Origin of the sequence: Streptomyces sp. NPDC051219, from assembly GCF_040682335.1 — a bacterium.
Taxonomy (GTDB): domain Bacteria; phylum Actinomycetota; class Actinomycetes; order Streptomycetales; family Streptomycetaceae; genus Streptomyces.
The window spans coordinates 150,026-176,941 of record NZ_JBFBAS010000002.1 but is presented as its reverse complement, the minus strand read 5'-3'; the positions used below and the strand labels follow the sequence as shown (position 1 = coordinate 176,941).

Annotated in this window: 22 protein-coding genes; 13 read left to right on the top strand and 9 right to left on the bottom strand. The window is 70.4% G+C overall.

The window, feature by feature from the left end:
* Positions 1-75 precede the first annotated feature (75 nt).
* Positions 76-996, bottom strand: a complete 921-nt coding sequence (locus AB0M62_RS03540) for a sugar kinase (protein WP_366072423.1) — start codon at positions 994-996, stop codon at positions 76-78.
* Positions 993-1,916, bottom strand: coding sequence for a pseudouridine-5'-phosphate glycosidase (locus AB0M62_RS03535; RefSeq protein WP_366072422.1), 924 nt, complete (start codon positions 1,914-1,916; stop codon positions 993-995). The genes AB0M62_RS03540 and AB0M62_RS03535 overlap by 4 nt, the downstream gene beginning before the upstream one ends.
* Before the next feature lie 122 nt (positions 1,917-2,038).
* On the opposite strand from AB0M62_RS03535, the gene AB0M62_RS03530 reads away from it, so the two are divergent.
* Entirely contained in the window at positions 2,039-2,482 is a 444-nt protein-coding gene (locus AB0M62_RS03530; protein ID WP_366072421.1) for a VOC family protein, read from the top strand.
* 96 nt (positions 2,483-2,578) lie between these two features.
* Complete coding sequence (locus AB0M62_RS03525; RefSeq protein ID WP_366072420.1) at positions 2,579-2,941, top strand: cupin domain-containing protein; 363 nt, start codon at positions 2,579-2,581, stop codon at positions 2,939-2,941.
* Here the strand turns inward: AB0M62_RS03525 and AB0M62_RS03520 are convergent.
* The 3 genes from AB0M62_RS03520 to AB0M62_RS03510 all read right to left on the bottom strand — a co-directional run bounded on the left by AB0M62_RS03520 (position 2,931) and on the right by AB0M62_RS03510 (position 5,924).
* Entirely contained in the window at positions 2,931-4,220 is a 1,290-nt protein-coding gene (locus tag AB0M62_RS03520) for an MFS transporter (RefSeq protein ID WP_366072419.1), read from the bottom strand. The genes AB0M62_RS03525 and AB0M62_RS03520 overlap by 11 nt on opposite strands.
* Positions 4,221-4,378: 158 nt before the next feature.
* Complete coding sequence (locus AB0M62_RS03515) at positions 4,379-4,927, bottom strand: methylated-DNA--[protein]-cysteine S-methyltransferase (RefSeq protein ID WP_366072418.1); 549 nt, start codon at positions 4,925-4,927, stop codon at positions 4,379-4,381.
* A 109-nt stretch (positions 4,928-5,036) separates the two neighbouring features.
* Positions 5,037-5,924: a glycerophosphodiester phosphodiesterase family protein gene (locus AB0M62_RS03510; RefSeq protein WP_366072417.1), complete on the bottom strand. Its 888-nt coding sequence runs from the start codon at positions 5,922-5,924 to the stop codon at positions 5,037-5,039.
* Between the two features lie 264 nt (positions 5,925-6,188).
* Here AB0M62_RS03510 and AB0M62_RS03505 point away from each other — a divergent pair, with 264 nt between their 5' ends.
* From AB0M62_RS03505 to AB0M62_RS03485, 5 genes are all read left to right on the top strand, one after another.
* The gene (locus AB0M62_RS03505; RefSeq protein ID WP_366072416.1) at positions 6,189-7,037 is read left to right on the top strand and encodes an MHYT domain-containing protein; all 849 of its coding nucleotides are present in this window, start codon (positions 6,189-6,191) and stop codon (positions 7,035-7,037) included.
* 50 nt (positions 7,038-7,087) lie between these two features.
* Entirely contained in the window at positions 7,088-9,226 is a 2,139-nt protein-coding gene (gene uvrB / locus AB0M62_RS03500) for an excinuclease ABC subunit UvrB (RefSeq protein WP_366072415.1), read from the top strand.
* 170 nt (positions 9,227-9,396) lie between these two features.
* Positions 9,397-9,975, top strand: coding sequence for a TerD family protein (locus tag AB0M62_RS03495; RefSeq protein ID WP_366072414.1), 579 nt, complete (start codon positions 9,397-9,399; stop codon positions 9,973-9,975).
* Positions 9,976-10,100: 125 nt separating this feature from the next.
* Entirely contained in the window at positions 10,101-12,215 is a 2,115-nt protein-coding gene (locus AB0M62_RS03490) for a TerD family protein (protein ID WP_366072413.1), read from the top strand.
* 299 nt (positions 12,216-12,514) lie between these two features.
* Entirely contained in the window at positions 12,515-13,513 is a 999-nt protein-coding gene (locus AB0M62_RS03485) for a TerC/Alx family metal homeostasis membrane protein (protein ID WP_366072412.1), read from the top strand.
* 67 nt (positions 13,514-13,580) lie between these two features.
* Here AB0M62_RS03485 and AB0M62_RS03480 read toward each other — a convergent pair whose 3' ends face one another.
* Entirely contained in the window at positions 13,581-14,945 is a 1,365-nt protein-coding gene (locus tag AB0M62_RS03480; RefSeq protein WP_366072680.1) for an MFS transporter, read from the bottom strand.
* A gap of 217 nt (positions 14,946-15,162) precedes the next feature.
* Here AB0M62_RS03480 and AB0M62_RS03475 point away from each other — a divergent pair, with 217 nt between their 5' ends.
* Positions 15,163-15,909, top strand: a complete 747-nt coding sequence (locus tag AB0M62_RS03475) for an alpha/beta fold hydrolase (protein WP_366072411.1) — start codon at positions 15,163-15,165, stop codon at positions 15,907-15,909.
* Positions 15,910-15,948: 39 nt separating this feature from the next.
* Here AB0M62_RS03475 and AB0M62_RS03470 read toward each other — a convergent pair whose 3' ends face one another.
* Positions 15,949-16,605: an MBL fold metallo-hydrolase gene (locus tag AB0M62_RS03470; RefSeq protein ID WP_366072410.1), complete on the bottom strand. Its 657-nt coding sequence runs from the start codon at positions 16,603-16,605 to the stop codon at positions 15,949-15,951.
* Between the two features lie 9 nt (positions 16,606-16,614).
* Positions 16,615-17,307 carry a maleylpyruvate isomerase family mycothiol-dependent enzyme gene (locus AB0M62_RS03465; RefSeq protein ID WP_366072409.1) on the bottom strand — a complete coding sequence of 231 codons (693 nt, stop codon included), beginning with the start codon at positions 17,305-17,307 and terminating at the stop codon, positions 16,615-16,617.
* 181 nt (positions 17,308-17,488) lie between these two features.
* On the opposite strand from AB0M62_RS03465, the gene uvrA reads away from it, so the two are divergent.
* On the top strand, positions 17,489-20,518 hold the full coding sequence (gene uvrA / locus AB0M62_RS03460; RefSeq protein WP_366072408.1) for an excinuclease ABC subunit UvrA: 3,030 nt from the start codon (positions 17,489-17,491) through the stop codon (positions 20,516-20,518).
* Positions 20,519-20,767: 249 nt separating this feature from the next.
* Here the strand turns inward: uvrA and AB0M62_RS03455 are convergent, their stop codons facing one another.
* On the bottom strand, positions 20,768-21,688 hold the full coding sequence (locus tag AB0M62_RS03455; protein WP_366072407.1) for a carbohydrate kinase: 921 nt from the start codon (positions 21,686-21,688) through the stop codon (positions 20,768-20,770).
* Positions 21,689-21,851: 163 nt separating this feature from the next.
* Here AB0M62_RS03455 and uvrC point away from each other — a divergent pair, with 163 nt between their 5' ends.
* The 4 genes from uvrC to whiA are packed head-to-tail and all read left to right on the top strand — an operon-like array spanning position 21,852 to position 26,882.
* Complete coding sequence (gene uvrC / locus AB0M62_RS03450; RefSeq protein ID WP_366072406.1) at positions 21,852-23,915, top strand: excinuclease ABC subunit UvrC; 2,064 nt, start codon at positions 21,852-21,854, stop codon at positions 23,913-23,915.
* The gene (rapZ, locus tag AB0M62_RS03445) at positions 23,912-24,847 is read left to right on the top strand and encodes an RNase adapter RapZ (protein WP_366072405.1); all 936 of its coding nucleotides are present in this window, start codon (positions 23,912-23,914) and stop codon (positions 24,845-24,847) included. The genes uvrC and rapZ overlap by 4 nt, the downstream gene beginning before the upstream one ends.
* 26 nt (positions 24,848-24,873) lie before the next feature.
* Positions 24,874-25,902: a uridine diphosphate-N-acetylglucosamine-binding protein YvcK gene (gene yvcK / locus AB0M62_RS03440; RefSeq protein ID WP_366072679.1), complete on the top strand. Its 1,029-nt coding sequence runs from the start codon at positions 24,874-24,876 to the stop codon at positions 25,900-25,902.
* Positions 25,893-26,882, top strand: a complete 990-nt coding sequence (gene whiA / locus AB0M62_RS03435; protein ID WP_366072404.1) for a DNA-binding protein WhiA — start codon at positions 25,893-25,895, stop codon at positions 26,880-26,882. Before yvcK ends, whiA begins: the two co-directional genes overlap by 10 nt.
* Positions 26,883-26,916: the final 34 nt, after the last annotated feature.

Below are 26,916 nucleotides of genomic sequence, written 5' to 3'. Positions count from 1 at the left end.
CTGCGGGCAGTGACGGGTGCCGGAACGGGCGCCGCTTGACACATTGGGGGCTGCTCCGCTCAAGATGCCTGATCGTCACCGTCGGCCTGGGGCGGTCTCGCCCGCCCGGGGGCGGCCGCCCATCCCCGCCACCGCTTCTGCCCCCGCCCGGCAGCCCTCCTCCGCTGCCGCCACCGGACCGCAGCCCGACAGCAGGGCGGCCAGGAGCGCCCCGGTGAACGCGTCGCCCGCGCCCGTCGAATCCACTGCCTGCGCCGAAACGGCCGGAATCCGGGCGGTCACCGCGCCCGACTCTGCCACCAGCGCCCCCTGGGCACCCTGGGTGCTGACGACCAGCGGAACGTGGCGGCTCAGCTTCGCGGCCGCGTCCACCGGGTCGGGCAGTCCGGTGAGCAGGCGAGCCTCGTCCCGGTTGGGCAACAGCATGCTCACCCCCTCCACCGCGGCGAGGAAACGACTCACCCCGAAGTCCGCGATGAACCCGGCGGACGCGGGGTCCACGCTCGCCGGGACACCGCGTGAGCGTGCGTCCCGCAGAGCGATCAGGGCCAGCTCACGGCTCGCCTCGGCGAAGAACAGGTAGCCCGACACATGGAGGTGTGCGACGCCGTCGAGCAGGTCCGGAGACCAGTCGGCGCGGCACAGGCGCAGTGTCGCCCCGCTGTCGGTCAGGAAGCTGCGCTCGGCTCCGGCCGAGGCGTCGACGAGCGAGACGACCGTCGCGGTCGGGGCGCAGCTGTCGACGACGAGACGCGGGCGCACTCCCGCACGCAGCAGGAACTCCTCGTGCCAGCCGGACCGGTCGGCGCCGACCCGCGCCAGCAAGCCGACATCCGCCAGCCCCGCGTGAGCCGCCCAGCAGGCCACGTTGGCGCCCGCGCCGCCCGGCAGGATACGGATGACCGCAGCCGTGTCGGTCGCCGGAGCGGGCGGCTCGCGGTGCACGGCGACCACGTCGGTAACCACGTCACCGAGGACGAGCAGCCCGCCGCTCACCGGGCCGACCAGGCCGCGGCGATGCGCCCCGCGAGGCGGACGTTTCCGCGCACCGCAGCCAAGTTGGCCTCCAGGGACGCCCCTCCAGTGGCGCGCACCAGGAAGTCCAGCAGAAAGGGAGTGACGGCCTGGCCGGTGATTCCGCGTTCGTGGCACTCCTCAAGCGCCTCGGCCAGTACCCGGTCGTGCAGCACGGGGTCCAGCTGATCCGCCTCCGCAACGGGGTTGGCGACCAGAAGCGCCGACTCCCGGCCGCCGAGGGCGTCCTGAGCCCCCATCACCACGGCCACCTCCTCCGGCGTGCGCACCGTCCAGTCGACAGGTTCCCCTGAACTGCTCAGATAGAAGCCGGGGAAACGCTGTGTCCCGAAGCCGAGGATGGTGACCCCGAGCGTTTCCAGCCGCTGCAGGGTGGCCGGCACGTCGAGGATCGACTTCACCCCGGCGCACACCACGGTGATCCGGGTGCGCGCCAGCAGCCCCAGATCCGCCGACTCGTCCTGTGTCTCGGTCCACCGCCGGTGAACGCCACCCAGTCCGCCCGTGGCGAAGACGCGCAGCCCGGCACGCGCGGCCAGAAAGGCGGTCGCGGACACGGTCGTCGCGCCGCTCGCGCCCGCCGAGAGCGCGGGCGCGAGATCGCGATGCCCGAGTTTCCGTACGGTGTCGTCGCCCGCGACACGCTCCAACTGGGCCTTGTCGAGTCCGATACGGGGCACGCCGTCGAGCACAGCGACGGTGGCGGGAACCGCGCCCTCGGCCCGCACCAGGGCTTCCAGCTCCTCGCCGACCCGCAGATTGCGCGGGCGCGGAAGACCGTGCGCGATGATGGTCGATTCCAGAGCGACGACGGGACGGCGCTGCTCCAGCGCATCCCGCACCTCGTCGGACAGGGCCAGGACAGGTGGGTGTGGAGGCATGTCCCCATCCCTGACACCGCGGCCGGGTCGGCAAACGTCGAGGGCCGGGCGAATCCCGGCGCCGCACGGACTGCCGGTGCCCGGCCTTGTGCGCGCGACGGGTCAGGCGGGAGCCTGGTCGTATGACGGACATACGTATCGACCACGTCGTCCTGTGGGTGAGCGATCCGCTCGCATCGGTGGAGTTCTTCGAGAAGGCCGTCGGGCTGGCCTCCGTCCGCGCGGCCGAATTCGCGGAGGGCAAGGCGTCCTTTCCCTCCGTGCGTATCTCCGAGGCGTCGATCCTGGACCTCGCGCCGCGCACGATGGCCGACGCCATGAACGCCGTTCCGGGGGCGGAGAGCTCGGCGGGCCATCCGGTCAACCATGTCTGCCTGGCCATGGAGCGGGAGGCGTTCGACGCCCTGCACGACCGGCTGGAAGGAATGGGGGTTCCCGTCAGCCCGTACTCCCACGACTCCTTCGGTGCGCGCGGCAGCGCACCGCGCAGCTTCTACTTCCGTGATCCGGACGGCAACATCTTCGAAGCCCGCCACTACGACCGGCCCGGCACGGCCGGGGGCTAGTTTCGTCCCATGCGCGCCCGAGTTTCGGCACCGGCTTCTTCCAGCCGGTCAGGACCGCCCGGCGGTGACCGCAGAGGGGCAGGTTAGGGTCCCGCCATGACGAACCTTGACCGAGCTCCCGTCTCCTTTGCCGTGCACATCCCCGACGCCGACCTGGAGCCCGAGCCCCTCGACCCGAGCCAGATCGTGTCCGGCGAACCAGTGGTGACGGGCAAGGTGCTGTGGGAGTCCGCCGACGGCGAGCAGGTGCGCGGAATCTGGCAGATCACCCCCGGCATCGTCACCGACATCGAGGCGAACGAGCTGTTCGTCGTGGTCAGTGGACGCGCGACCATCGACGTCGAGGGCGGCGAGACGCTGGAGGTGGGTCCCGGGTCCGCCTGCGTGCTGCGGGAGGGCGACCGTACGACGTGGACCGTCCACGAGACGCTGCGCAAGGCCTACCACATCAGTCTCTGACAGCCCCGGCCTCCACGGCAGGCCGGCGACGGGCGGTGAGCAGGGCGAGTGCGGCCATCGGCAGCAGCAGGGCAGCGCCGAGGACGTTCAACCAGCCGTAGCTCGCCTGTGAGACGACCACGCCCGCCGCCACACCGCCGATGCCCGCGGCAGTGTTCATGGTCAGGTCGGACAGACCCTGGACGGCGGCACGGGCGGGTTGCGGCACGGAGTCGGTGAGCAGGGCGGAGCCGGAGACCAGCCCCGCCGACCAGCCGAGCCCGAGGACGAACAGCCCGGCCGCGGTCTGGGCGTGGCTGGGGCCTGCCGTGCCGGCCAGCAGCGCCGCGCAGGACAACAGGCCTACGGCCAGTCCGATCACCGCGAGCCGCCCGACGCGGTCCGAAAGCCAGCCCATCACCGGCGAGAAGGCGTACATGCCGGCGATGTGACCGCTGATCACCAGACCGATCAGCTCAAGATCGGCGCCGTGATGTCCGAGGTCCACCGGTGTCATCACCATGATCGAGACCATCGCGGTGTGCGACACGGCCACGGTGACCAGTGCGAGGCGCGCACGTGGGGAGGCCGCCACGGCCGCGAGGCCGGCGCGCAGAGAACGGCCCTCGGCCGACTGCTGCTCCTGCGGGGCCAGAACCCGCGCCGTGAGCAGTGGGTCCGGCCGCAGCAGGATCGCGACCACGACGCCGGCCAGCAGGAATATGCCCGCCGCCCACAGGAACGGCCCGGCCGTCTCGGGTATCGCCGTGTCCGCGAAGCCGCGGCTCGCGGGAGCCGCGATGTTGGGTCCGAGGACCGCGCCCACGGTCGTCGCCCAGACGACCGTGGATATCGCGCGGCCGCGGCGGTCGGGCTCGGCAAGGTCGGCGGCCGCGAAGCGGGCCTGGAGATTGGCAGAGGAACCCGCTCCGAAGCCCGCCATGCCCAGCAGCAGCAGCGGGAAGTTGTCGATGACGGCGGCGAGGACGACGAGCCCCGCGCCGAGGGCCCCGACGAGGTACGCGAGGACCAGCCCGGGGCGCCGGCCTCTCGAGGTCATCAAGGCGGCCAGGGGCATCGACAGCAGTGCGGTGCCGGCCACCGAAGCGGTCGGAGCCAGCCCGGACAGCGCCTCGGTCCCGCTGACTTCGGTGGCCAGCACCGGGGCGAGGGCAATGCCGATCGGCACGCCCAGGCCGCCGAGTATCTGGCTCACGATGAGCACGCCGGAAGTACGCCGGCGCAGAGCGGGCAGATCGGCCACCGCGACGGTCGGCACGGCTCTCTCGGTAGCGGTCACCTGGCGTACGCCCTTCCTCCGTCGGCTCACAGAGCCGTGTCCAGGGTGCTGTAGTTACCGCTGCAGTGTGCCACCCCTTACGCCCGGGCGGCACCCGGATAGAGCGGTCATAAACCGGGTGAGAGCAAGCGGTAAGCGCAGACGGCAAGAACAAGTGATCAGAACAGCGGCTGGGGCAGGACGCCTTCGAGAGCCAGCAGGGTGCGCTTGGTCTCCAGACCGCCCCCGAAGCCGCCCAGGCCGCCGTCGCTCTCCACCACCCGGTGGCACGGCACCACCACCGGTAGCGGATTCGACCCCATCGCGGCACCCACCGCCTGCGCGGCGCCCGGCTGTCCCACCCGCTGGGCCAACTCCCCGTAACCCACGACCGTGCCGTACGGCACGGTCGCCACGAGCTCCCGCAGCACCTGCCGGTTGAACCCCGATATGAGCGACCAGTCGAGCGGAAGCTCGAAGGCCCTCAGGTCACCCGCGAAGTACGCCGCGAGCTGACGTATCGGCTCGGCCAGCCGCGCGGAACCGGGAGCCTCCACCGGCTCGGCACCCAGCCGGGCGCGCAGCCGGTCGAGCATCCTTTCCCGCACCGCCTCGTCGGCATGGAAGACGACGCTGACGAGTCCCTCGCCGGTCGCGGCAAGAAACAGCGGACCGATATCGGTGCCGACGACGGCCCACTCCACCTGGAACTGCGCGCTGCTGTTCACGGGAACCACGGTACGGCGGGCCACTGACAACGCCGTCCTTCGCGCATGCCGGGGCAGCCGCTACGGCCTGGACAGCAACCTCGGGCAGGGTGGTGAGAGCCGGCTGCCGTCAGCCCTCGCAGACGGCCTCCCCCACGACATCGGGGGTGTTCGTGATGATGCCGTCCACGCCCAGGTTCCGGGCCCGGACGGCCCCGGCGGCGTCGTCGACGGTCCAGGTGTTCACCTCGAGCGGCTTGCCGTGCGCGCCTTTCAGCGCGTGTACCGCCGCCACGTAGTCGGACGTGATCGTGGTGTGCGACGGATTGATCCGGTCCGTGAACTCGGCATAAGCCGCCACGTCGCCGGCCGACGGCGTACCGAGCACCCCGGTCGTCAGGTCGGGGCGCTGCCGGTGCACGGCCCGCACGCTATCGACGCCGAAGCTCTGGACGACGAGCCGCTCGTTGACGTGTGCCGCGTCCAGCCAGCCCGCCTGGCCCAGCACCCGCAGGGTGTCCCGCTCGATCCCCGGGTACAGCTCGGGCTTCTTGATCTCCAGGAGCAGTTTCTGCTGATTGCGCGAGAGCCGGCCGACGTACTCCTCGAGCGTGGGCACCCGGGTCCCCGCGAACTTCCGGTCGAACCAGCTCCCCGCGTCCAGCCGGGCGATCTCGGCGGCGGTGAAGTCCCTGACATTCCATGGGGCACGGCCGGGGAAGACCTCCTCCGCGTTGGTCGTCCGCCTGAGGTTGTCGTCGTGGATCACGACAAGCCGGCCGTCCCTGGTGCGCTGGACGTCGTTCTCGACCCACTCGAAGCCCAGGTGATCGGCAACGTCGACCGCCGCGAGGGTGTTCTCCGGCGCGTACGCCGAAGCGCCGCGGTGCGCGAACACCAGGGGACCGGACGGGCAGGCGACGTCCTGGGCCCGGGCCTGGGCGGAGGGGGCGGGGGCGACGAGCACCGTGGCTCCGAGGAGCGCTGCGGCGGCTGCTGCGGCAGGACGTAGGTACACGTTCGACTCCTCACGGTGACAGCTCGGCAGACCGGTGCCCGCTCGCCGAGCGTGACAGCGGACCGCCAACGGGGGACAGGTGCAGGATGACCACAACGTGAACGAATCCGCTCGGATCGTGACGACGGTACGTTTCTGCGGTGCCAAAATGACGGGAGCCCGTGCGCCTGCCCCTTCCGCCGCCCTACTCTCGCCCTCAACCAGGCCCTCCGCGCCAAGACTTGGGCCGGACCTCGCAGAGGATGGGCTGAAGGGCAGACACGCATGCAGGGTACGGTCGACGGTTTCAGCTACGGCCTGGTCACGCCGGTCGTGGCGTATGTCATGGCCTGTCTCGGCGGCGCTCTCGGACTGCGCTGCGCCACACGTTCACTGCTCGTCAAGCGTTCCTGGAAGCCTGGTTGGCTGGCTCTGGGGGCCACCGCCACGGGTTCCGGCATCTGGTGCATGCACTTCATTGCGATGATTGGCTTCTCCGTCGCAGAAACCCCGTTGCATTACGACAGACGGATTACTTTCGCCAGCCTCGGGGTCGCGATCGTCATGGTCGGCATCGGGATCTTCATCGTCGGCTACCGCGGCACCACCCCCATGGCGCTTGTCACCGGCGGCACGATCACCGGTCTCGGCGTGGCTTCCATGCACTACCTGGGTATGGCCGGGGTCAGGCTGCACGGACGGCTCGAATACGACACGGCCACCGTCGCCGTCTCCGTCGTGATCGCTGTCGTGGCAGCCACCGGGGCTCTCTGGGCGGCGATCTCGCTGCGCGGCTTCCTCCCCGCCCTGGGCGCCAGCCTGGTGATGGGCCTCGCGATGAGCGGCATGCACTACACGGGCATGGCGGCGCTGAGCGTCCGGCTGCACGGACCCGTGTCCCCGCCCGGCGGGGACTCACCCGCCGCCCTGCTGGCACCCATGCTCATCGGCCCGGTGATCTTCCTCTTCGTGGCCGGCGTCGTCGTGATGTTCGATCCGCTGCTGCTCATGGGAACGCCGGAGTGGCAGAGCCCGGGGCCCGGTCCCAGGACCCCGCCGGCCCCTCCACCGGTGCCCCGTGCCCGGACCGTACCCCCGCCCCGCGGAGGCCCTCCGTACCGCCGGGACTGGTGATCCGCGGCGATCGATGCGTGAGTGTCAGTGGGGGGTCGTACCGTGGTTTCATGCGGCCCGTATCCAAGATCGAACGCACGGTGGCGCCTTTCGAGGTCGTCAGTCCCTACCAGCCGAGCGGTGACCAGCCGACGGCCATCGCCGAGCTGGAGCGGCGCGTCCGCGCAGGCGAGAAGGATGTCGTGCTGCTCGGTGCGACCGGCACCGGCAAGTCGGCGACCACCGCCTGGATGATCGAGAAGCTCCAGCGGCCGACGCTCGTGATGGCACCGAACAAGACGCTCGCCGCCCAGCTGGCGAACGAGTTCCGCGAACTCCTGCCGAACAACGCTGTCGAGTACTTCGTCTCGTACTACGACTACTACCAGCCCGAGGCCTACGTCCCGCAGTCGGACACCTACATCGAGAAGGACTCCTCCATCAACGAGGAGGTCGAACGGCTGCGCCACTCCGCCACCAACTCGCTGCTGACCCGCCGCGACGTCGTCGTGGTGGCCTCCGTCTCCTGCATCTACGGCCTCGGCACGCCGCAGGAGTACGTCGACCGTATGGTGCCGCTCAAGGTCGGCGAGGAGATCGACCGCGACCAGCTGCTGCGCCGCTTCGTCGACATCCAGTACACGCGCAACGACCTGGCGTTCACCCGAGGCACGTTCCGGGTGCGGGGCGACACCATCGAGATCTTCCCGGTGTACGAGGAGCTGGCTGTCCGGATCGAGATGTTCGGCGACGAGATCGAGGCGCTCTCCACGCTGCACCCGCTCACCGGCGAGGTCATCAGCGACGACACCGAGCTGTACATCTTCCCCGCCAGCCACTACATCGCGGGTCCCGAGCGCATGCAGAAGGCGATCGCGGGAATCGAGACGGAACTCGCCGAGCGGCTGGCCGAGCTGGAGAAGCAGGGCAAGCTGCTGGAGGCCCAGCGGCTGCGCATGAGGACCACGTACGACCTCGAGATGATGCAGCAGATCGGCTCCTGCTCCGGCATCGAGAACTACTCGCTGCACATGGACGGCCGCGCCAGCGGGTCGGCGCCCAACACCCTCATCGACTACTTCCCGGAGGACTTCCTCCTGGTGATCGACGAGTCCCACGTCACGGTGCCGCAGATCGGTGCGATGTACGAGGGCGACGCCAGCCGCAAGCGCACCCTCGTCGACCACGGCTTCCGGCTGCCGTCCGCCCTGGACAACAGGCCACTCAAGTGGGAGGAGTTCCTGAAGCGGGTGGGCCAGACCGTCTATCTGTCGGCCACCCCCGGAAAGTACGAGCTCTCGCGTGGCGACGGATTCGTCGAGCAGATCATCCGGCCCACCGGGCTCGTCGACCCTCAGGTCGTCGTCAAGCCCACGGAGGGCCAGATCGACGACCTGGTGCACGAGATCCGCAAGCGCACCGAGAAGGACGAGCGGGTCCTGGTCACCACGCTCACGAAGAAGATGGCCGAGGACCTCACGGACTACTTCCTCGAACTCGGCATCGAGGTCCGCTACCTGCACAGCGACGTGGACACGCTGCGCCGGATCGAGCTGCTGCGCGAGCTGCGCTCCGGTGAGTACGACGTACTGGTCGGCATCAACCTTCTCCGGGAGGGCCTCGACCTTCCCGAGGTGTCGCTCGTGGCGATCCTGGATGCGGACAAGGAGGGCTTCCTGCGCTCCGGGACCTCTCTGATCCAGACCATCGGCCGTGCGGCGCGCAATGTGTCCGGCGAGGTCCATATGTATGCGGACAAGATCACTCCGGCGATGGAGAAGGCCATCGAGGAGACCAACCGCCGTCGCGAGAAGCAGATCGCGTACAACACCGAGAAGGGCATCGATCCCCAGCCGCTGCGGAAGAAGATCAACGACATCGTCGCGACGATCGCCCGCGAGGAGATTGACACGGAGGAACTGCTCGGCACCGGCTACCGGCAGGCCAAGGAGGGCAAGGGAGCCAAGGCTCCGGTGCCCGCTCTCGGCACCAAGGGGGCCAAGGCGGTCAAGGGCGGCCGCAAGGGTGGCAAGGAGGAGGTCCTCAGCGACCGCCCGGCCGCAGATCTGGCCGCACTCATCGAAGAGATGACGGAGCGGATGCGGGCGTCCGCCGCGGAGCTGCAGTTCGAGGTCGCCGCCCGGATCCGCGACGAGGTGAGCGAGTTGAAGAAGGAGCTGCGGCAGATGCGTGAGGCGGGCATCGCCTAGTCGGCAGGGGCGGAGTGTTGCAAGACCGCCACAAAAACGGGACGCGGTCGCAGCGCCGGCGAAGGGACTGCGTAGGGTGCTGGACAACCGCACACACAGGCGGTTGAGGGGGCTGTGCTTTCCCGGGGGACAACCTCCGGGCCCCCGGGCCGAAGGAGAGGGGACAGCGCGTGACGGTCAACATGACCAAGGGTCAGGCCATCAGCCTGCAGAAGTCCGACGGGGGGACCCTGACCGCGGTGCGGATGGGGCTCGGCTGGCAGGCGGCGCCGCGTCGCGGTCTGTTCGGTTCGCGTACGCGTGAGATCGACCTGGATGCCTCGGCGGTGCTGTTCGCCGACAAGCAGCCGGTCGATGTCGTGTTCTTCCGCCACCTGGTCAGCGACGACGGTTCCGTCCGGCACACCGGCGACAACCTGGTCGGCGGCGCCGGCCAGGGCGGCGACGACGAGGCGATCCTCGTCGACCTGCAGCGCGTGCCGGTACACATCGACCAGATCGTCTTCACGGTGAACTCCTTCACCGGTCAGACGTTCCAGGAGGTGCAGAACGCCTTCTGCCGCATCGTCGACGAGACCAACGGCCAGGAGCTGGCCCGTTACACGCTCGACGGCGGCGGTCAGTACACCGCGCAGATCATGGCGAAGGTGCACCGCTCCGGCGCCGGCTGGCAGATGACGGCGGTGGGCAACCCGGCCAACGGCCGTACGTTCCAGGACCTGATGCCGGCGATCCTGCCGCACCTGTAGTCCGACCAGTACGGCGATCCGATACGGCGATCCAGTACGGCGATTTCGCCGGACGCGGCTCCCGGAGGCACGCAGCCGCCGGGAGCTGCACCGCACCACCCGACTTGACGAGGGGACTTGAGGCGATGACGGCCGAGCTGGTCCGGGGGCAGAACCACCCCTTGCCCCAGACCCGTTTGGAAATCCGCGTATCCGCCGGGCAGCCGGTGATCGCGGGCGCCACGCTCAGTGACGAGCACGGCAAGGTGCGCGGTGTGGAATGGGTCGCCCATCCCGGCTCGCCCCAGCTGCCCGGTCTCGAGGTGTCCCGCCAGGCGGCGGCCGACCACCGGCTGGCGGTCGATCTGGGCGCTCTCCCGGAGTCCGTGCACCGGGTGAACGTCCTGCTCGCGCTGCCGGTCGGCGTCGGCGGGCCGGTCCGCTTCGGTGCCGTCGCGGCACCTTTCGTCGCGGTCACCGGCCTGGACGGTGCCGAGGTCGCCAGCTACACCATCACCGATCTGGACGCCGAGTCCGCGGTCGTGGCCCTCGAGCTCTACCTCAGGCAGGGTGCGTGGAAGGTCCGTGCCGTCGGCCAGGGGTACGCGGCCGGGCTCGCCGAGATGCTCGGCGACCAGGGCCTGCCGCAGGCCCGAGAGCTGGCAACGGCCATCCAGGACGCGGTGGCGAGCGGGCTGGCCCGCTCGGTCTCGGCACCCCCGCCGCGCACCCCGGACGGCGACCGGGCCCGCCACACCGCGGCGCACCCGGCCCCCGGCCAGACCGGAGCGGCCGTGCCCGGGGCCGACCAGTCGTCCACCGGCACGCCTTCCACCGGCACGCCGTCCCATGGCCCGCACACGCACGGCACGCCCTCCCACGGCACCACCGCCCACGGCCCGAACACCCATGGCGTCGGTGGCCACGGCACCACCCCGCACGGGACGAACGCCCACGGGACGAACGCGCACGGTCCGGGCTCACGTGCCCCACAGGCCGGTGGGCCCGGCGGCCCGCTCGGTGCCGGCGGCAGCGGCGGCCCGGTCAACTACGCGCACCCCGGCCGACAGGCCGCCGCGCCGCCCTCGCCGCCCCCGACCGCACCGCCGGCCCAGCCCGGCCGGCCGGCCACGCCGGTTGCCGGCGACGCCACCGGTTGGTCCATGGAAGAGCGCCTGTACAACCAGGTGTGGGGCATGTTCGAGGACTTGGCCCGCGCCACCGCCGCGTACCGCAGCGCCGTGGACTTCGCAGAGTCCCGTATGGAGCAGGAGCTCGACCGGGTCCTCTCCGACCCGCGCAGCCGCATCGGCAGCACCGGAGACAATGCCCGTGCTGCGGCCCGCGCCAAACACGACAAGCTCGTCGACCAGGCCCGTGAGGCGCTCGACCGCGATCTCGCCCAGCTCGCCGCGGAGTCGGCGGTGGTCGAGCCCGCCCTGCCGCCGGCCTTCGCCCGCTGGGACAACCCGGTCTGGCACGGCTACCGGGTGCCGATGGAGGTCCCGATGGCGCTGCGCGTCGGCGATCTGCATCTCCCGGAGCGCACGGATCTGCGGATCCCCATGCTCGTGCGGCTGCCGCTCGAACGCGGCCTGTGGATAGACAGCGGGCGCTCCGGTTCGGACGCCGCCCTGATGACGGACTCCGGCCAGTTGCGCCGGCTCGCCATGGACACTGCCGTCGCGACGGCAGCCCGGCTGCTCTCGGTCTACCCGGCGGGCGACTTCTCGGTGCACGTGATCGATCCGGCCGGGTCCGGGGCCGCGGCCCTCGCCCCGCTCGTCCAGTCGGGGGTGCTCGACGAGGCACCCGCGGCAGGCGCCGGGGGAGTGGCCGCCGTGCTGGCCAAACTCACCCAACGGGCGGACCTCGTCCAGATGGCGATCCGCGGCGGTGCGCCGGACTCGCTGCCGCCCGGCCTCGACGCGGCCGAGCAGTTGCTGATCGTCAATGACTTCCCGCACGGCTTCGACGACCGGGCGGTCACCCAGCTGCGCTATCTCGCCGACGAGGGCCCGGCGGCCGGCGTGCATCTGATGATGGTCGCGGACCGCGAGGACGCCAGCGCGTATGGACCGGTGCTCGATCCGCTGTGGCGCTCGCTGCTGCGGATCACCCCGGTCCCGGACGATCACTTGGCCGACCCGTGGGTCGGCCACGCCTGGACCTTCGAGCCGCTGCTGGCGCCGCCCGGCAGCCAGGTGCTGCAGCAGGTGCTCGGCCGAGCGGCCGAGGCCCGTCGCGCCTGGCGCCGTTGACCTGCCGCCGCGACGTCGCGGCCCTGAACCGGGGCCGCGACGAACTGGTTCGCCGCCCTGAACTGGTCCGCTGAACTGGGCTTTTGGGATCGGCTTTACCAATCCCTTTACCTTTCCTTGGTGATCCCTGTACTCTTCTTTGTGCGGAGGGGAGTACTCCTACTGCGGCGTTCCCGTCAATACGGACCGAGACCGGTCCCGGGGCGTCGGCCCGCGGCGCGCTCAACGTGCCCGGGTGGAAGAGACCTCCGGCAGCGATGACGCTGACTCTTGAGCCGTAGCCATCCGCCGGAGGCGTAGTGGACGTTTCATTGACCCTTTGGATGCTGACCATCGTCGGTCTGGGCATCCTGATCGGTGCCGACTTCTTCATCGGCCGCAAGCCCCATGACGTGTCGATCAAGGAAGCCGGCACCTGGACGATCGTCTGGATCGTCCTTGCCGCCTTGTTCGGCCTCGGCCTGCTGCTTTTCGGCGAGAGCCAGGCGGCCGGCGAGTTCTTCGCGGGCTACATCACCGAGAAGTCGCTGAGTGTCGACAACCTCTTCGTCTTCGTCCTCATCATGGCGAAGTTCTCGGTGCCCTCCCACCTCCAGCAGCGCGTGCTGCTCGTCGGCGTCCTGATAGCACTGGTCCTGCGTGCGATCTTCATCGCCGCCGGCGCGGCGATCATCGCCAGCTTCTCGTGGGTCTTCTACATCTTCGGCGCGTTCCTGATCTACACCGCCTGGAAGCTCATCCAGGAGGCGCGTTCCGACGACGAGGAAGAGGAGTTCGAGGAGAACAGGCTTCTCAAGTCCGTCGAGAAGCGCTTCGGCGTGGCAGACCGCTACCACGGGACCAAGCTGTTCATCCGTAACAACGGCAAGCGCGTCCTGACGCCGCTGATGGTCGTCATGCTGGCCATCGGCACCACCGACGTGCTGTTCGCGCTGGACTCGATCCCGGCGATCTTCGGCCTGACCCAGGACCCGTACATCGTCTTCACCGCCAACGCCTTCGCCCTGATGGGCCTGCGACAGCTGTACTTCCTCATCGGCGGTCTGCTCAAGAAGCTGGTCCACCTGAGTTACGGCCTGTCGGTCATCCTCGGCTTCATCGGTGTGAAGCTGGTGCTGCACGCACTGCACGAGTCCGGGGTCCACGTCCCCGAGATCTCGATCCCGGTCTCGCTCGCCGTGATCTGCGGCGTGCTGGTGATCACCACCATCACCAGCCTGATGGCGTCCCGGAAGCAGGAGGCGGCAGAGGCGGCCAAGGCGGCGGAGCAGAACCGGACGGACAGCGTCGACGCCTGACCGCGCGAGAAGCAGGGATGCCAGGCACCGGCCGGAGTCGCAGCACACTCCGGCCGGTGCTTGCTTCTCAGGCGCGCGCTGCCTCAGCCGAGTCCGTGGTCTCCGTCGAGTCCAGCGAGCTCGTCGAGTTCATGGAATCCGGCCCGTCCGCGGAGTCCACCGTCCCCGGAGCCCCGGCGCGCGCCGAGGCGGGCAGGGTCTCCGGCAGCAGCGCGAAACAGCCCAGGCTGAGCAGCGCGATGCCGGTCAGATAGGCGGCCACTCCCCACGGCGGCCCGTCCCCCGTGGCCACCGCCGTGGCCACAATGGGGGTCAGCGCGCCTCCGACGACACCGCCCAGGTTGTAGCCGACGGCGGCGCCCGTGCAGCGCACCCTCGGCTCGTACAGCTCAGGCAGGTACGCGGCCACCACCGCGAACATGGTGATGAAGGCCAACAGGGCGCCCAGGAAGCCGAGGAACATCAGCAGCGGTTCGCCCGTGCGCAGCAGGGCGATGAGCGGGAACATCCACACCGCCGACGCCGCACAGCCCAGCAGGCACATCGGCCGCCGCCCGTATCGGTCACCGAGCATCGCCGCGAAGGGTGTCGCGACGCCCTTGATCGCGACAGCCGCCATGATGCACGCGAGCATGACGGTCCGGCTGACTCCCAGCTGCTCCGTTCCGTAGGCGAGGGACCAGGTGCTCACCGCGTAGAAGACGGCGTACCCGACCGACAGCGCGCCCGCGGTCAGCAGAACCAGCCGCCAGTGCACGCGCACCACCTCGGCCAGCGGCACACTCGCCCGCTGTCCTGTCTCGGTGAGCTTCTTGAACTGCGGCGTCTCGCTCAGGGAGGTGCGCAGCAGCAGCCCGGCCAGCGCGAGCACGCCGGCTGCCCAGAACGGCACCCGCCATCCCCATGACCGGAACTGGGCATCGGTCAGTGCCGCCGACAGCGCCAGCATCACCCCGTTGGCCAGCAGAAAGCCGACCGCGGGCCCGATCTGCGGGAAGCTCGCCCACAGTCCGCGCCGCCGCTCGGGAGCGTGTTCCGCGGTGAGCAGCACCGCCCCGCCCCACTCGCCGCCGAGCCCGAGGCCCTGGAGGAACCGCAGGACCAGCAGCAGGACGGGCGCGGCGACCCCGATCGAGCCGTACGTCGGTACGCACCCGACAGCGACCGTCGCCACGCCGGTCAGCAGCAGCGAGGCGAACAGCACCGGACGCCTGCCGTACCGGTCGCCGACATGACCGAAGACCACGGACCCCAGCGGCCGGGACAGGAAACCGACGGCGAAGGTGCCGAACGCGGCGAGCGTCCCGGCCAGCGGCGAGAAGGTCGGGAAGAAGAGGGGTCCCAGGACCAGCGCGGCGGCTGTCCCGTAGACGAAGAAGTCGTAGAACTCGATGGCGGTCCCGGCGAGTGACGCGGCCGCGAGGCGGGCCATGGACGGAGAGCCGGACGGGGGGTGATCTTCGCGCATGACGCTCCAACTACCCGGGCCGGCGGGCGGTTATGGGGCGCGCGGAGGCATCCGCGGCCGCCGGCGTGCCCCCTCCCTGCGAGAATCGGTGCGCCGGCCCGTCCGCACTGCCCCGGGCACCGAACACCAGGCGGGGGCCCGAAGCGCGCGGCCCTGTCGACAAGGAGCTGAGGACCCGTCCATGGTCGTACGCGAAACGCAGGCGCCGTCGCCTCCACCCGGTTCCGCTCTCGTGGTCGAGCGCTCCGCCGAGCAACCGCGGGCCGCGGTTGTGCTGCTGCACGGTGGCCGTGCGGACGCCCTCGAGCCCCCCAGACGCTGGAACCTGCCGGGCGTGCGGATGCGCCCCTTCGTCCGTGCGATCGCGCGGGTCACCGCGAACGACGGTGTCGTGCTGGCGCAGGTCCGCTACCGCCATCGCGGCTGGAACGGGGTACGGGACGATGCAGCCCAGGACGCCCGCCGGGCCCTGGGCGTGCTGACGCGGCTGGCCGGGCCCGTCCCCGTCGTCCTGGTCGGCCATTCGATGGGCGGGCGCGCGGCCCTGCGGGTGGCGGGCCACCCGCACGTACGGGCCGTGGTCGGCCTCGCGCCGTGGTGCCCGCCCGGAGAACCGGTGGAGCACCTCGCGGGGCGCCGGGTTGTGCTGGTGCACGGCGACCGTGACCGGGTCACAGACCCGTGCGACTCCTGGGCGTTCGAGGAACGGGCCCGGGCGGCCGGCGCCGAGTCCTGCGCGCTGAGGATGCCCGGCGGCGATCACGCCATGCTGCGGGGAGCGGGCGAGTGGCACGCCCTCACCACCAGGATCGTCACCGGGCTGCTGCAGTTGGGACCGCTGCCGCCGGAAGTGGCGGAACGGTTCGCCGACGCCGCGCCCGGCCCGACGCGGCCTGCTGAGCGCTCGGACGAACGACCGGACGACTGATCGGACGCCCCATCGGTCAGGCGATCAGCCGCCCCTGGTCTACCAGCCCCGAGCGCGCCACTCCGGCAGGTGCGGCCGCTCGTCGCCCAGGGTCGTGTCCTTGCCGTGGCCCGGGTAGACCCAGGTCTCGTCAGGCAGCTGGTCGAAGAGCTTCCGCTCCACATCGTCGATCAGACTCGCGAAGGCCTTCGGGTCCTTGTGCGTGTTGCCCACACCGCCGGGGAAGAGGCAGTCGCCGGTGAACAGGTGCGGGTGGCCGTGCGGGTCGTCGTACACGAGGGCGATGGAGCCCGGAGTGTGGCCCACGAGGTGACGGGCGGTGAGGGAAACCCGGCCCACCTCGATGGTGTCACCGTCCTCGACCGGTACGTCTGTCGCGACGGGAATGCCCTCGGCGTCGTACCGGCCCGCGAAGGTGCGGGCGCCGGTGGCGGCGACCACGGCTTCGAGTGCCTGCCAGTGGTCGCCGTGCCGGTGGGTGGTGACGACGGACGCGATGCCGTCGTCACCGATCAGCTGGAGCAGGGTCTCCGGGTCGTTGGCCGCGTCGATGAGCAGCTGCTCGCCGGTGGCCCGGCAGCGCAGCAGGTAGGCGTTGTTGTCCATCGGACCGACCGCGACCTTTGAGATCATCAGGTCCGCCAGCTCGTGCACATCCGCCGGGCCGCCGACCCGAACCGCTCCGCTGTACGTCATGGGCTCAGCCTATAGCGGGGGCAGTGGCGGCAGCGGGGCTCCACCGGTTTCCAGGTCCGCTCCCTTGGCGCCGCGGCCGGCCAGCCAGCCCAGCAGCGCGGCGGGGCTGCCGTTGACGGCGAGGCGGGTGGCGTCCCCGGTGCCGCCGGTGCGCCACTGGCGCCCGTCGGCCGCCGTCAGAACGAGGGACGGTACGTCCGGGTGGCCGGAGAAACGCTCCGTGAGGAACTCGATCTCACGGCCGGTGAATGACTCCGGCAGGTCCTCCAGCTCGTAGCCGATGTCCAGGTCGACATGGTGCAGCTCGATCTCGATCAGCCGGCGGAACGGCAGCCGCGCGGCGACGTCGGTGACGCCGTTGCGCATGGTGACGGTGCGGGACCAGTCCGCCGGGGCGTCGGCCGCCTGCCGGAAGCGGGCGTCGCTGTCGCGGATGTCGGCGAGCTGTATGTCGAGGGGCCGGGACGCGTCGCGTTCGATGTCGGCCTCGCGGGCCTCCGCGCTGACGTACATCGGCCGGCCTTCGAGAATATTGACGAGCGCGTCGGCGTTACGGGACAGGTGAGCGAGAACGTGACCGCGGCTCCAGCCGGGCAGCCGTGACTGCTCGGTCACACCAGCGTTGTCCAGTTTGCCGGTCGCGGCGAGGAGCCGCTCGGTCGCTTCGCGTAGAGACGCCAGGTCGCGCACATGATCGATCATGCCGTCGACGATATCGCCGCCCACTCGTTCGGGTGAAGCACTTGGGTGTGTGCCTAAAATCGAATGCGCGTGCTATAAGCTCGAAGTTCAATCCTTACGACATCGCTCGGCGCCCCCCATACCCTGGGACGGGGCTGTCTGCATAGTCCCCCTGCTTCTCTCAAGAAAGGTGCGGACCGGCGTGGCCGACCGTCTCATCGTTCGTGGCGCTCGCGAGCACAACCTCAAGAACGTCTCGCTCGACCTCCCTCGCGACTCGCTCATCGTCTTCACCGGACTCTCGGGATCGGGCAAGTCGTCCCTCGCGTTCGACACGATCTTCGCCGAGGGGCAGCGCCGGTACGTCGAGTCTCTCTCCTCGTACGCCCGCCAGTTCCTGGGCCAGATGGACAAGCCCGATGTGGACTTCATCGAGGGCCTGTCCCCGGCGGTCTCCATCGACCAGAAGTCGACCTCGCGCAACCCGCGGTCGACGGTCGGCACCATCACCGAGGTCTACGACTACCTGCGTCTGCTCTTCGCCCGGATCGGCAAGCCGCACTGCCCCCAGTGCCGCCGGCCCATCGCGCGACAGTCGCCACAGGCCATTGTCGACAAGGTGCTGGGCCTGGCGGAGGGCAGCCGCTTCCAGGTGCTGTCGCCGCTGGTGCGCGAGCGCAAGGGTGAGTTCGTCGACCTCTTCGCGGATCTGCAGACCAAGGGCTACAGCCGGGCGAGGGTCGACGGCCGGACGATCCAGCTGTCCGAGCCGCCCACGCTGAAGAAGCAGGAGAAGCACACCATCGAGGTGGTCGTCGACCGCCTCACCGTCAAGGACAGCGCCAAGCGTCGTCTGACCGACTCGGTCGAGACCGCGCTCGGTCTCTCCGGCGGCATGGTCATCCTGGACTTCGTGGACCTCCCGGAGGGCGACCCCGAGCGTGAGCGGATGTATTCCGAACACCTCTACTGCCCGTACGACGACCTGTCCTTCGAGGAACTGGAGCCGCGCTCCTTCTCCTTCAACTCCCCCTTCGGCGCCTGCCCCGACTGCACCGGCATCGGGACGCGCATGGAGGTCGACCCCGAGCTGATCGTCCCGGACGAGGAGAAGTCCCTCGACGAGGGCGCGGTCTCGCCGTGGTCGCTCGGTCACACCAAGGACTACTTCGCCCGGCTGGTCGGCGCGCTCGCCGACGAGCTCGGCTTCCGTACGGACATCCCGTGGGCCGGGCTGCCCCAGCGGGCGAAGAAGGCCCTGCTGTACGGCCACAAGACGCAGATCGAGGTGCGCTACCGCAACCGGTACGGGCGCGAGCGGGCGTACACCACGTCCTTCGAGGGGGCGGTGCCGTTCGTCAAGCGCCGGCACTCGGAAGCGGAGAGCGACTCCAGCCGAGAGCGCTTCGAGGGCTATATGCGCGAAGTGCCCTGCCCGACCTGTGAGGGCACGCGCCTGAAACCGATTGTTCTCGCGGTCACGGTGATGGAGAAGTCCATCGCCGAGGTCTCAGCGATGTCGATCAGCGATTGCGCCGAGTTCCTCGGTCAGCTGAGGCTCGACGCGCGCGACAAGAAGATCGCCGAGCGGGTGCTGAAGGAGGTCAACGAGCGGCTGAGGTTCCTGGTCGACGTCGGCCTGGACTATCTCTCCCTGAACCGCGCGGCCGGCACGCTGTCCGGCGGTGAGGCGCAGCGCATCCGGCTCGCCACGCAGATCGGCTCCGGTCTGGTAGGCGTGCTGTACGTACTGGACGAGCCGTCCATCGGACTGCACCAGCGCGACAACCACCGCCTGATCGAGACGCTCGTGCGGCTGCGCGACATGGGCAACACCCTGATCGTCGTCGAGCACGACGAGGACACCATCAAGGTGGCCGACTGGGTCGTGGACATCGGCCCGGGTGCGGGCGAGCACGGCGGCAAGGTGGTGCACAGCGGCTCCCTGAAGGAGCTGCTGGCCAACGAGGACTCGATGACCGGCCAGTATCTGTCCGGCAAGAAGTCCATCGTGATGCCGGAGATCCGGCGGCCGGTGGACCCGGGGCGGAGGCTGACCGTCCACGGTGCCCGCGAGAACAACCTGCAGGACATCGACGTCTCCTTCCCGCTCGGTGTGCTCACCGCGGTCACCGGAGTGTCGGGCTCCGGCAAGTCGACGCTGGTCAACGACATCCTCTACACGCACCTGGCGCGTGAACTGAACGGAGCCCGTTCGGTGCCCGGGCGGCACACTCGGGTGGACGGCGACGATCTCGTCGACAAGGTGGTGCATGTCGACCAGTCGCCGATCGGCCGTACGCCCCGGTCCAACCCGGCCACGTACACCGGCGTCTTCGACCACGTGCGCCGGCTGTTCGCGGAGACGATGGAGGCGAAGGTCCGCGGCTACCTGCCGGGCCGGTTCTCCTTCAACGTCAAGGGCGGCCGCTGCGAGAACTGCTCGGGCGACGGCACGATCAAGATCGAGATGAACTTTCTGCCGGACGTGTACGTCCCGTGCGAGGTCTGCCACGGGGCGCGCTACAACCGGGAGACCTTGGAGGTTCACTACAAGGGCAAGTCCATCGCCGAGGTGCTGGACATGCCGATCGAGGAGGCCCTGCACTTCTTCGAGGCGGTGCCGACGATCGCCCGCCACCTCAAGACGCTCAACGAGGTGGGCCTCGGGTACGTCCGGCTCGGCCAGTCCGCGCCGACGCTGTCGGGCGGTGAGGCGCAGCGCGTCAAGCTGGCATCGGAGCTGCAGAAGCGCTCGACGGGCCGGACGGTGTACGTCCTGGACGAGCCGACGACCGGTCTGCACTTCGACGACATCAGCAAGCTGATCAATGTGCTGTCCGGACTGGTGGACAAGGGCAACACGGTGATCGTCATCGAGCACAACATGGACGTCATCAAGACGGCCGACTGGGTCGTCGACATGGGTCCCGAGGGCGGCCACGGTGGAGGCCTGGTCGTCGCCGAGGGCACGCCGGAGCAGGTTGCATCGGTCCCGGCCAGCCACACGGGCAAGTTCCTGCGGGACATCCTGGGAGCGGACCGGATCAGCGACGCGACGGTGCCTGCGGCACGTAAGCCGGTGAAGAGGGCGGCTGCCAGGAAGACGGTCGCGGCGAAGGCCCCTTCGAAGAGGACGGCGACGGCGAACGCGGTCCCTGCGAAGGCCGCCAAGGCCGTGAAGTCCGCGAAGAGCACGACCGCGAAGGCGGCGCGCACGGGCAAGGCCTGACCGGGCGAGGGGCTGGCGGCTGAGAGCTGAGTGCTGAGCGGCGGCCCCTCGCGCCCGCGGGCGTGCCCGAAGGACGCGGTGGTCCGCCCTCGCGGACCGTCGGCTCGTGTACGCACGGGGCCCGGGGTGCGGGGGCGGCTGATGTCCGGCATCGCCGGCCGGCCGCCGCCCGGAGTCGGTCAGCCCGGCAGCCCGGCAGCCCGGCAGCCCGGGAGCCCGGCAGACGCGGTGCGGCCGCCCACCGCGGCGCTATGGAGTCAGTTCCGACGCGTACGGGGGCTGGGCCCCCGGGCGGGAGCAGGTCACGGCCGCCGCGCGGGCGGCGAAGCGCAGGATGTCGCGCCAAGCCGGCTCACCGAGGGAGCCCATGGCCCGTGCCGAGAGCGCGTCGTGCGCGGCCAGCCGGTGCAGGAGCGCCGCGTTGACCGTGTCGCCCGCGCCGATCGTGTCCGCCACCTCGACCGGCTCCGCCGGCACCGCGAACTGGCCCCCGGCTCGCGTCAGTACGGTCAGGCCTCCCGCACCCCGGGTCAGGACCACCGCCGCCGTGCCCCCCGCCAGGAAGTCGGCCGGGCCGCCGCCCAGCCACCGCGCGTCCTCCTCGGACAGCTTGAGCAGGTCCACGTCCGGCAGCCAGCCTCTGAACCGCGCCCGGTAGGCCTCGGCATCGGGGATCAGCCCCGGCCGGATGTTCGGGTCGAGCAGCGTGAACACCCCACGGGCCGCTTCCCGCCGCAGCAGCGCCTCGTACGCACTCGCGCCGGGCTCCAGCACCAGCGAACACGTGCCCAGGGCCAGTGCCCGGGTCCCGGCGGGCAGTGCGACCGGGGTCTCGAAGAGCCGGTCCGCGCTTCCCTCGGCGTAGAAGCGGTAGCCGGCCGAACCGTCCGTCCCGATGGACGCAACGGCCAGCGTCGTCGGTTCCGGGCCGCGCTGGACGAGCGCCAGGCCGACCCCGGCCGACCTCAGACCTTCGAGCAGCGCCTCACCGAAGCCGTCCGTCGACACGCGTGAGCAGAAGGCCGCCGAAGCCCCCAGGCGGCCCAGAGCCAGGGCGGTGTTGTACGGGCCGCCGCCCGGCCGGGGGAGCAGCGCCGGCAGGGAGTTGCCCGCCCGCGCCGTGTCCAGCGGCACCAGGTCGATAAGGGACTCTCCGGCCACGACGATCATGCGCGGGAACGTATCCCATGGTTCGCCGGAGGCATAAGAGCCCACCGGCGATGCACGGCACCGGACGCCGCGGTCCGATCCGGCCCGATTCACCCGCGGGCGCTTGCCTCGCCGGGCGGATTCGCCCGTGGGACTGTCACTCACCGCCAGTAGGGTGTGAGACATGGCAGACCCCTCCAGCTACCGCCCCCAGCCGGGACAGATCCCCGACTCGCCCGGGGTCTACCGGTTCAGGGACGAGCACCGCCGGGTGATCTACGTAGGCAAGGCGAAAAGCCTGCGCCAGCGGCTGGCGAACTACTTTCAGGACGTGGCCGGGCTCCACCCGCGCACGCGCACCATGGTCACCACGGCCGCCTCTGTCGAGTGGACCGTCGTCTCCACCGAGGTCGAGGCACTCCAGCTCGAGTACTCCTGGATCAAGGAGTACGACCCCCGCTTCAACGTCAAGTACCGGGACGACAAGAGCTATCCGTCCCTCGCGGTGACGCTCGACGAGAAGTACCCGCGGGTCCAGGTCATGCGCGGCCCCAAGAAGAAGGGCGTCCGCTACTTCGGTCCGTACGCGCACGCGTGGGCCATCCGCGAGACCGTCGACCTGATGCTCCGGGTCTTCCCGGTGCGCACCTGCTCCGCCGGGGTCTTCAAGCGCTCCGCCCAGATCGGCCGCCCCTGCCTCCTCGGCTACATCGGCAAGTGCTCGGCGCCCTGCGTCGGCCGGGTCACACCGGAGGAACACCGGGAGCTGGCCGAGGAGTTCTGCGACTTCATGGCCGGGCGGACCGGTACGTACCTGCGCCGTCTCGAGCAGCAGATGCACGAGGCCGCCGAGGAGATGGAGTACGAGCGGGCCGCCCGGCTGCGCGACGACATAGAGGCGCTGCGCCGGGCCATGGAGAAGAACGCCGTCGTGCTGGCCGATGCCACCGACGCCGACCTGATCGCCGTCGCCGAGGACGAGCTCGAAGCAGCCGTCCAGATCTTCCATGTGCGCGGCGGCCGGGTCCGTGGACAGCGAGGCTGGGTCACCGACAAGGTCGAGGCCGTCGACACGGCGGGGCTGGTCGAGCACGCGCTGCAGCAGCTCTACGGCGAGGAGAAGGGCGACGCGGTCCCCAAGGAGGTCCTGGTCCCCGCCGTTCCCGAGGACGCGGCGGCCGTCGTGCAGTGGCTCACGGAACGCCGTGGCTCCAACGTCAGCCTCCGTATCCCGCAGCGCGGTGACAAGAAGGACCTGATGGAGACGGTCCGGCGCAACGCGCAGCAGTCGCTCGCCCTGCACAAGACGAAACGGGCCTCCGACCTGACCACCCGCTCCAGGGCGCTGGAGGAGATCGCCGAGGCGCTCGGTCTCGACTCCGCTCCGCTGCGGATCGAGTGCTTCGACATCTCGCACCTCCAGGGCGAGGACGTCGTGGCGTCGATGGTGGTCTTCGAGGACGGCTTGGCCCGCAAGAGCGAGTACCGGCGTTTCCAGATCAAGTCCTTCGCCGGCCAGGACGACGTCCGGTCCATGCACGAGGTGATCAGCCGCCGCTTCCGGCGCTATCTCCAGGAGAAGCTGAAGACGGGGGAGTGGCCCGAGGGCGAACAGGGTGACCAGGCCGGGCAGGGTGACCAGGCCGGGCACGTCGAACAGGTCACCGAGCCCGCATTCGAGGGAGCAGAGAACGGCAGGCCCAAGCGGTTCGCCTATCCGCCGCAGCTCGTCGTCGTCGACGGCGGCCAACCGCAGGTCGCCGCCGCCCAGCGGGCCCTCGATGAGCTGGGCATCGACGACGTCGTGGTGTGCGGCCTCGCCAAGCGCCTCGAAGAGGTCTGGCTGCCCGGCGACGGCGACCCCGTCGTCCTGCCCCGTTCCAGCGAGGGGCTGTACCTCCTGCAGCGGGTCCGCGACGAGGCGCACCGCTTCGCCATCCGGTACCAGCGCAGCAAGCGGACCAAGCGGATCAAGGCGAGCCCGCTCGATGCGGTCGTGGGGCTCGGTGAGACCCGCAAGCAAGCACTGATCAAGCACTTCGGTTCGGTGAAGAGGCTGAAGCAGGCGACAATCGAGGAGATCTGCGAGGTGCCCGGCATAGGCCGCAAGACGGCCGAGACCGTGGCCGCGGCCTTCGCCTCGGCGGCACCCGCCGCCCCCGCGGTGAACACCGCGACAGGAGAGATCATTGAGGATGAGGAACCCGCACCCGCGGGACCCTTGTCCGATCGGGGGATCAAGGAATGACCGAGCACGACCGAGACGGAGCACAGGTGAGTACGGGCACGAGCGTGGAGGCCGGCCAGGCCGCCGAGACGGCCATTCCCGAGCTGGTGATCATCTCCGGCATGTCCGGCGCCGGCCGCAGCACGGCCGCCAAGTGTCTGGAGGACCTCGGCTGGTTCGTCGTCGACAATCTGCCGCCCGCGCTGATCCCCACGATGGTGGAGCTGGGCGCGCGTTCCCAGGGCAACGTGGCGCGTATCGCGGTGGTCGTCGACGTGCGCGGCCGCCGCTTCTTCGACAACCTCCGCGAGTCCCTCGCGGACCTCGAGGCCAAGAACGTCACCCGGCGGATCGTCTTCCTGGAGTCGTCCGAAGAAGCACTCGTACGCCGCTTCGAATCCGTACGCCGCCCCCACCCGCTGCAGGGCGACGGCCGTATCGTCGACGGCATCGCGGCCGAGCGCGACCTGCTGCGTGAGCTGCGAGGCGACGCCGATCTGGTGATCGACACCTCCAGCCTCAACGTGCACGAGCTGCGCGCCAAGATGGACGCCCAGTTCGCCGGCGACGAGGAGCCGGAGCTGCGGGCCACAGTCATGTCCTTCGGCTACAAGTACGGTCTGCCGGTCGACGCCGACCTCGTCGTGGACTGCCGCTTCCTGCCGAACCCGCACTGGGTCCCGGAGCTGCGCCCCTTCACCGGCCTGAACGACGAGGTGTCCGGCTATGTCTTCAACCAGCCGGGGGCCAAGGAGTTCCTCGACCGCTATGCCGAGCTGCTCCAGCTCATCGCGGCCGGTTACCGGCGCGAGGGCAAGCGATACGTGACCATCGCCGTCGGCTGCACCGGTGGCAAGCACCGCAGCGTCGCGATGTCCGAGAAGCTCGCCGCCCGCCTCGCCTCCGAGGGAGTCGAGACCGTAGTCGTCCACCGGGACATGGGGCGAGAGTGAGTGGCACGAACCCGCAGGTGGGCAGATTGCGGCGGCTGCGCCGGATAACCCCCCAGCGCGGCGGCGAAGCCGTCCGTACGAACCGCAGACGCGGCGCACAGCCCAAGGTCGTCGCCCTCGGCGGCGGCCGCGGTCTGTCCGCCTCGCTCGCCGCGCTGCGCCGGATCACCGGCGATCTCACCGCAGTGGTCACCGTCGCGGACGACGGCGGCTCCAGCGGTCGGCTGCGCGAGGAGCTGGGCGTACTGCCGCCCGGCGACCTGCGCAAGGCGCTCGCCGCGCTCTGCGGCGACGACGAATGGGGCCAGACCTGGGCCCGGGTCATCCAGCACCGCTTCCAGTCCCAGGGCGAACTGCACGAGCACGCGGTCGGCAACCTGCTGATCGTCGCCCTGTGGGAGCAGCTCGGCGACCATGTGAGCGCCCTCGACCTGGTCGGCAGGCTGCTGGGCGCGCACGGCCGGGTGCTTCCCATGTCCGCCGTACCGCTGGAGCTCCAGGCGCTGGTGCGAGGGCACAACCAGGAGCGGCCCGACGAGATCACCACGGTGCGCGGTCAGGCGACCGTCGCGCTGACCCCGGGCGAGGTGCAGTCCGTGCACGTCGTCCCGCACGACCCGCCCGCCGTGCCGGAAGCGGTGGAGGCGGTGCTCGACGCGGACTGGGTGGTGCTCGGTCCGGGCTCCTGGTTCTCCTCGGTGATTCCGCATCTGCTGGTGCCGGAACTGCTCGACGCGCTCATGCAGACCAGGGCCCGGCGCGTCCTTTCGCTGAACCTCGCGCCCCAGCCCGGCGAAACCGATGGCTTCTCACCGCAACGTCATTTGGAGGTTTTGGCCCGACACGCCCCTAAACTCGCCCTGGACGTGGTGCTGGCCGACGAGGCCGCCGTGCCCGACCGCGAGTCCCTAGCCGACGCCGCCAGGCGGCTCGGCGCCGCGGTCGAGCTGGCGCCGGTCGCCGCGCCCGATGGCCCGAAGCACGACCCGGAGCTGTTGGCCGCCGCGTACGACCGTATTTTTCGGATGCATGGAAGGATCGGCCCATGGCGATGACGGCAGCGGTGAAGGACGAAATCTCCCGGCTCCCCGTCACCCGGACCTGCTGCAGAAAGGCAGAGGTCTCGGCGATTCTTCGGTTCGCGGGCGGGCTGCACCTGGTGAGCGGCCGGATCGTGATCGAGGCGGAGCTGGACACCGCCATGGCGGCGCGCCGCCTGAAGAAGGACATCCTGGAGATCTTCGGACACGGCTCCGAGCTCATTGTGATGGCGCCCGGCGGCCTGCGCCGCGGCTCGCGTTACGTCGTACGGGTGGTGGCGGGCGGCGACCAGCTCGCACGCCAGACCGGTCTGGTGGACGGCCGGGGCCGGCCCATCCGGGGGCTTCCCCCGCAGGTCGTCTCCGGCGCCACCTGTGATGCCGAGGCGGCCTGGCGTGGGGCCTTCCTGGCCCACGGCTCGCTCACCGAGCCCGGGCGCTCCTCCTCGCTGGAGGTGACCTGCCCCGGGCCGGAGGCTGCTCTTGCCCTGGTCGGCGCGGCGCGTCGGCTCTCCATCGCGGCCAAGGCCCGGGAGGTGCGCGGGGTGGACCGGGTCGTCGTACGCGACGGTGACGCGATCGGCGCCCTGCTGACCCGGCTCGGTGCGCACGAGTCGGTCCTCGCCTGGGAAGAGCGGCGGATGCGTCGCGAGGTGCGGGCCACCGCCAACCGGCTCGCCAACTTCGACGACGCGAACCTGCGCCGGTCGGCGCGAGCGGCGGTGGCCGCCGGCGCGCGGGTGCAGCGCGCCCTGGAGATTCTCGGCGAAGAGGTGCCGGAGCACCTCGCCGCCGCGGGCCGGCTGCGTATGGAGCACAAGCAGGCCTCGCTGGAGGAGCTGGGCGCCCTGGCCGACCCTCCGCTGACCAAGGACGCGGTAGCGGGCCGGATCCGCCGGCTGCTGGCCATGGCGGACAAGCGGGCGCAGGATCTGGGAATTCCCAGTACGGAGTCGAACCTCACCGACGACATGGCCGACAACCTCGTCGGCTGACCGACTGACCGGCTGACCTCCGTGACGACTGGTC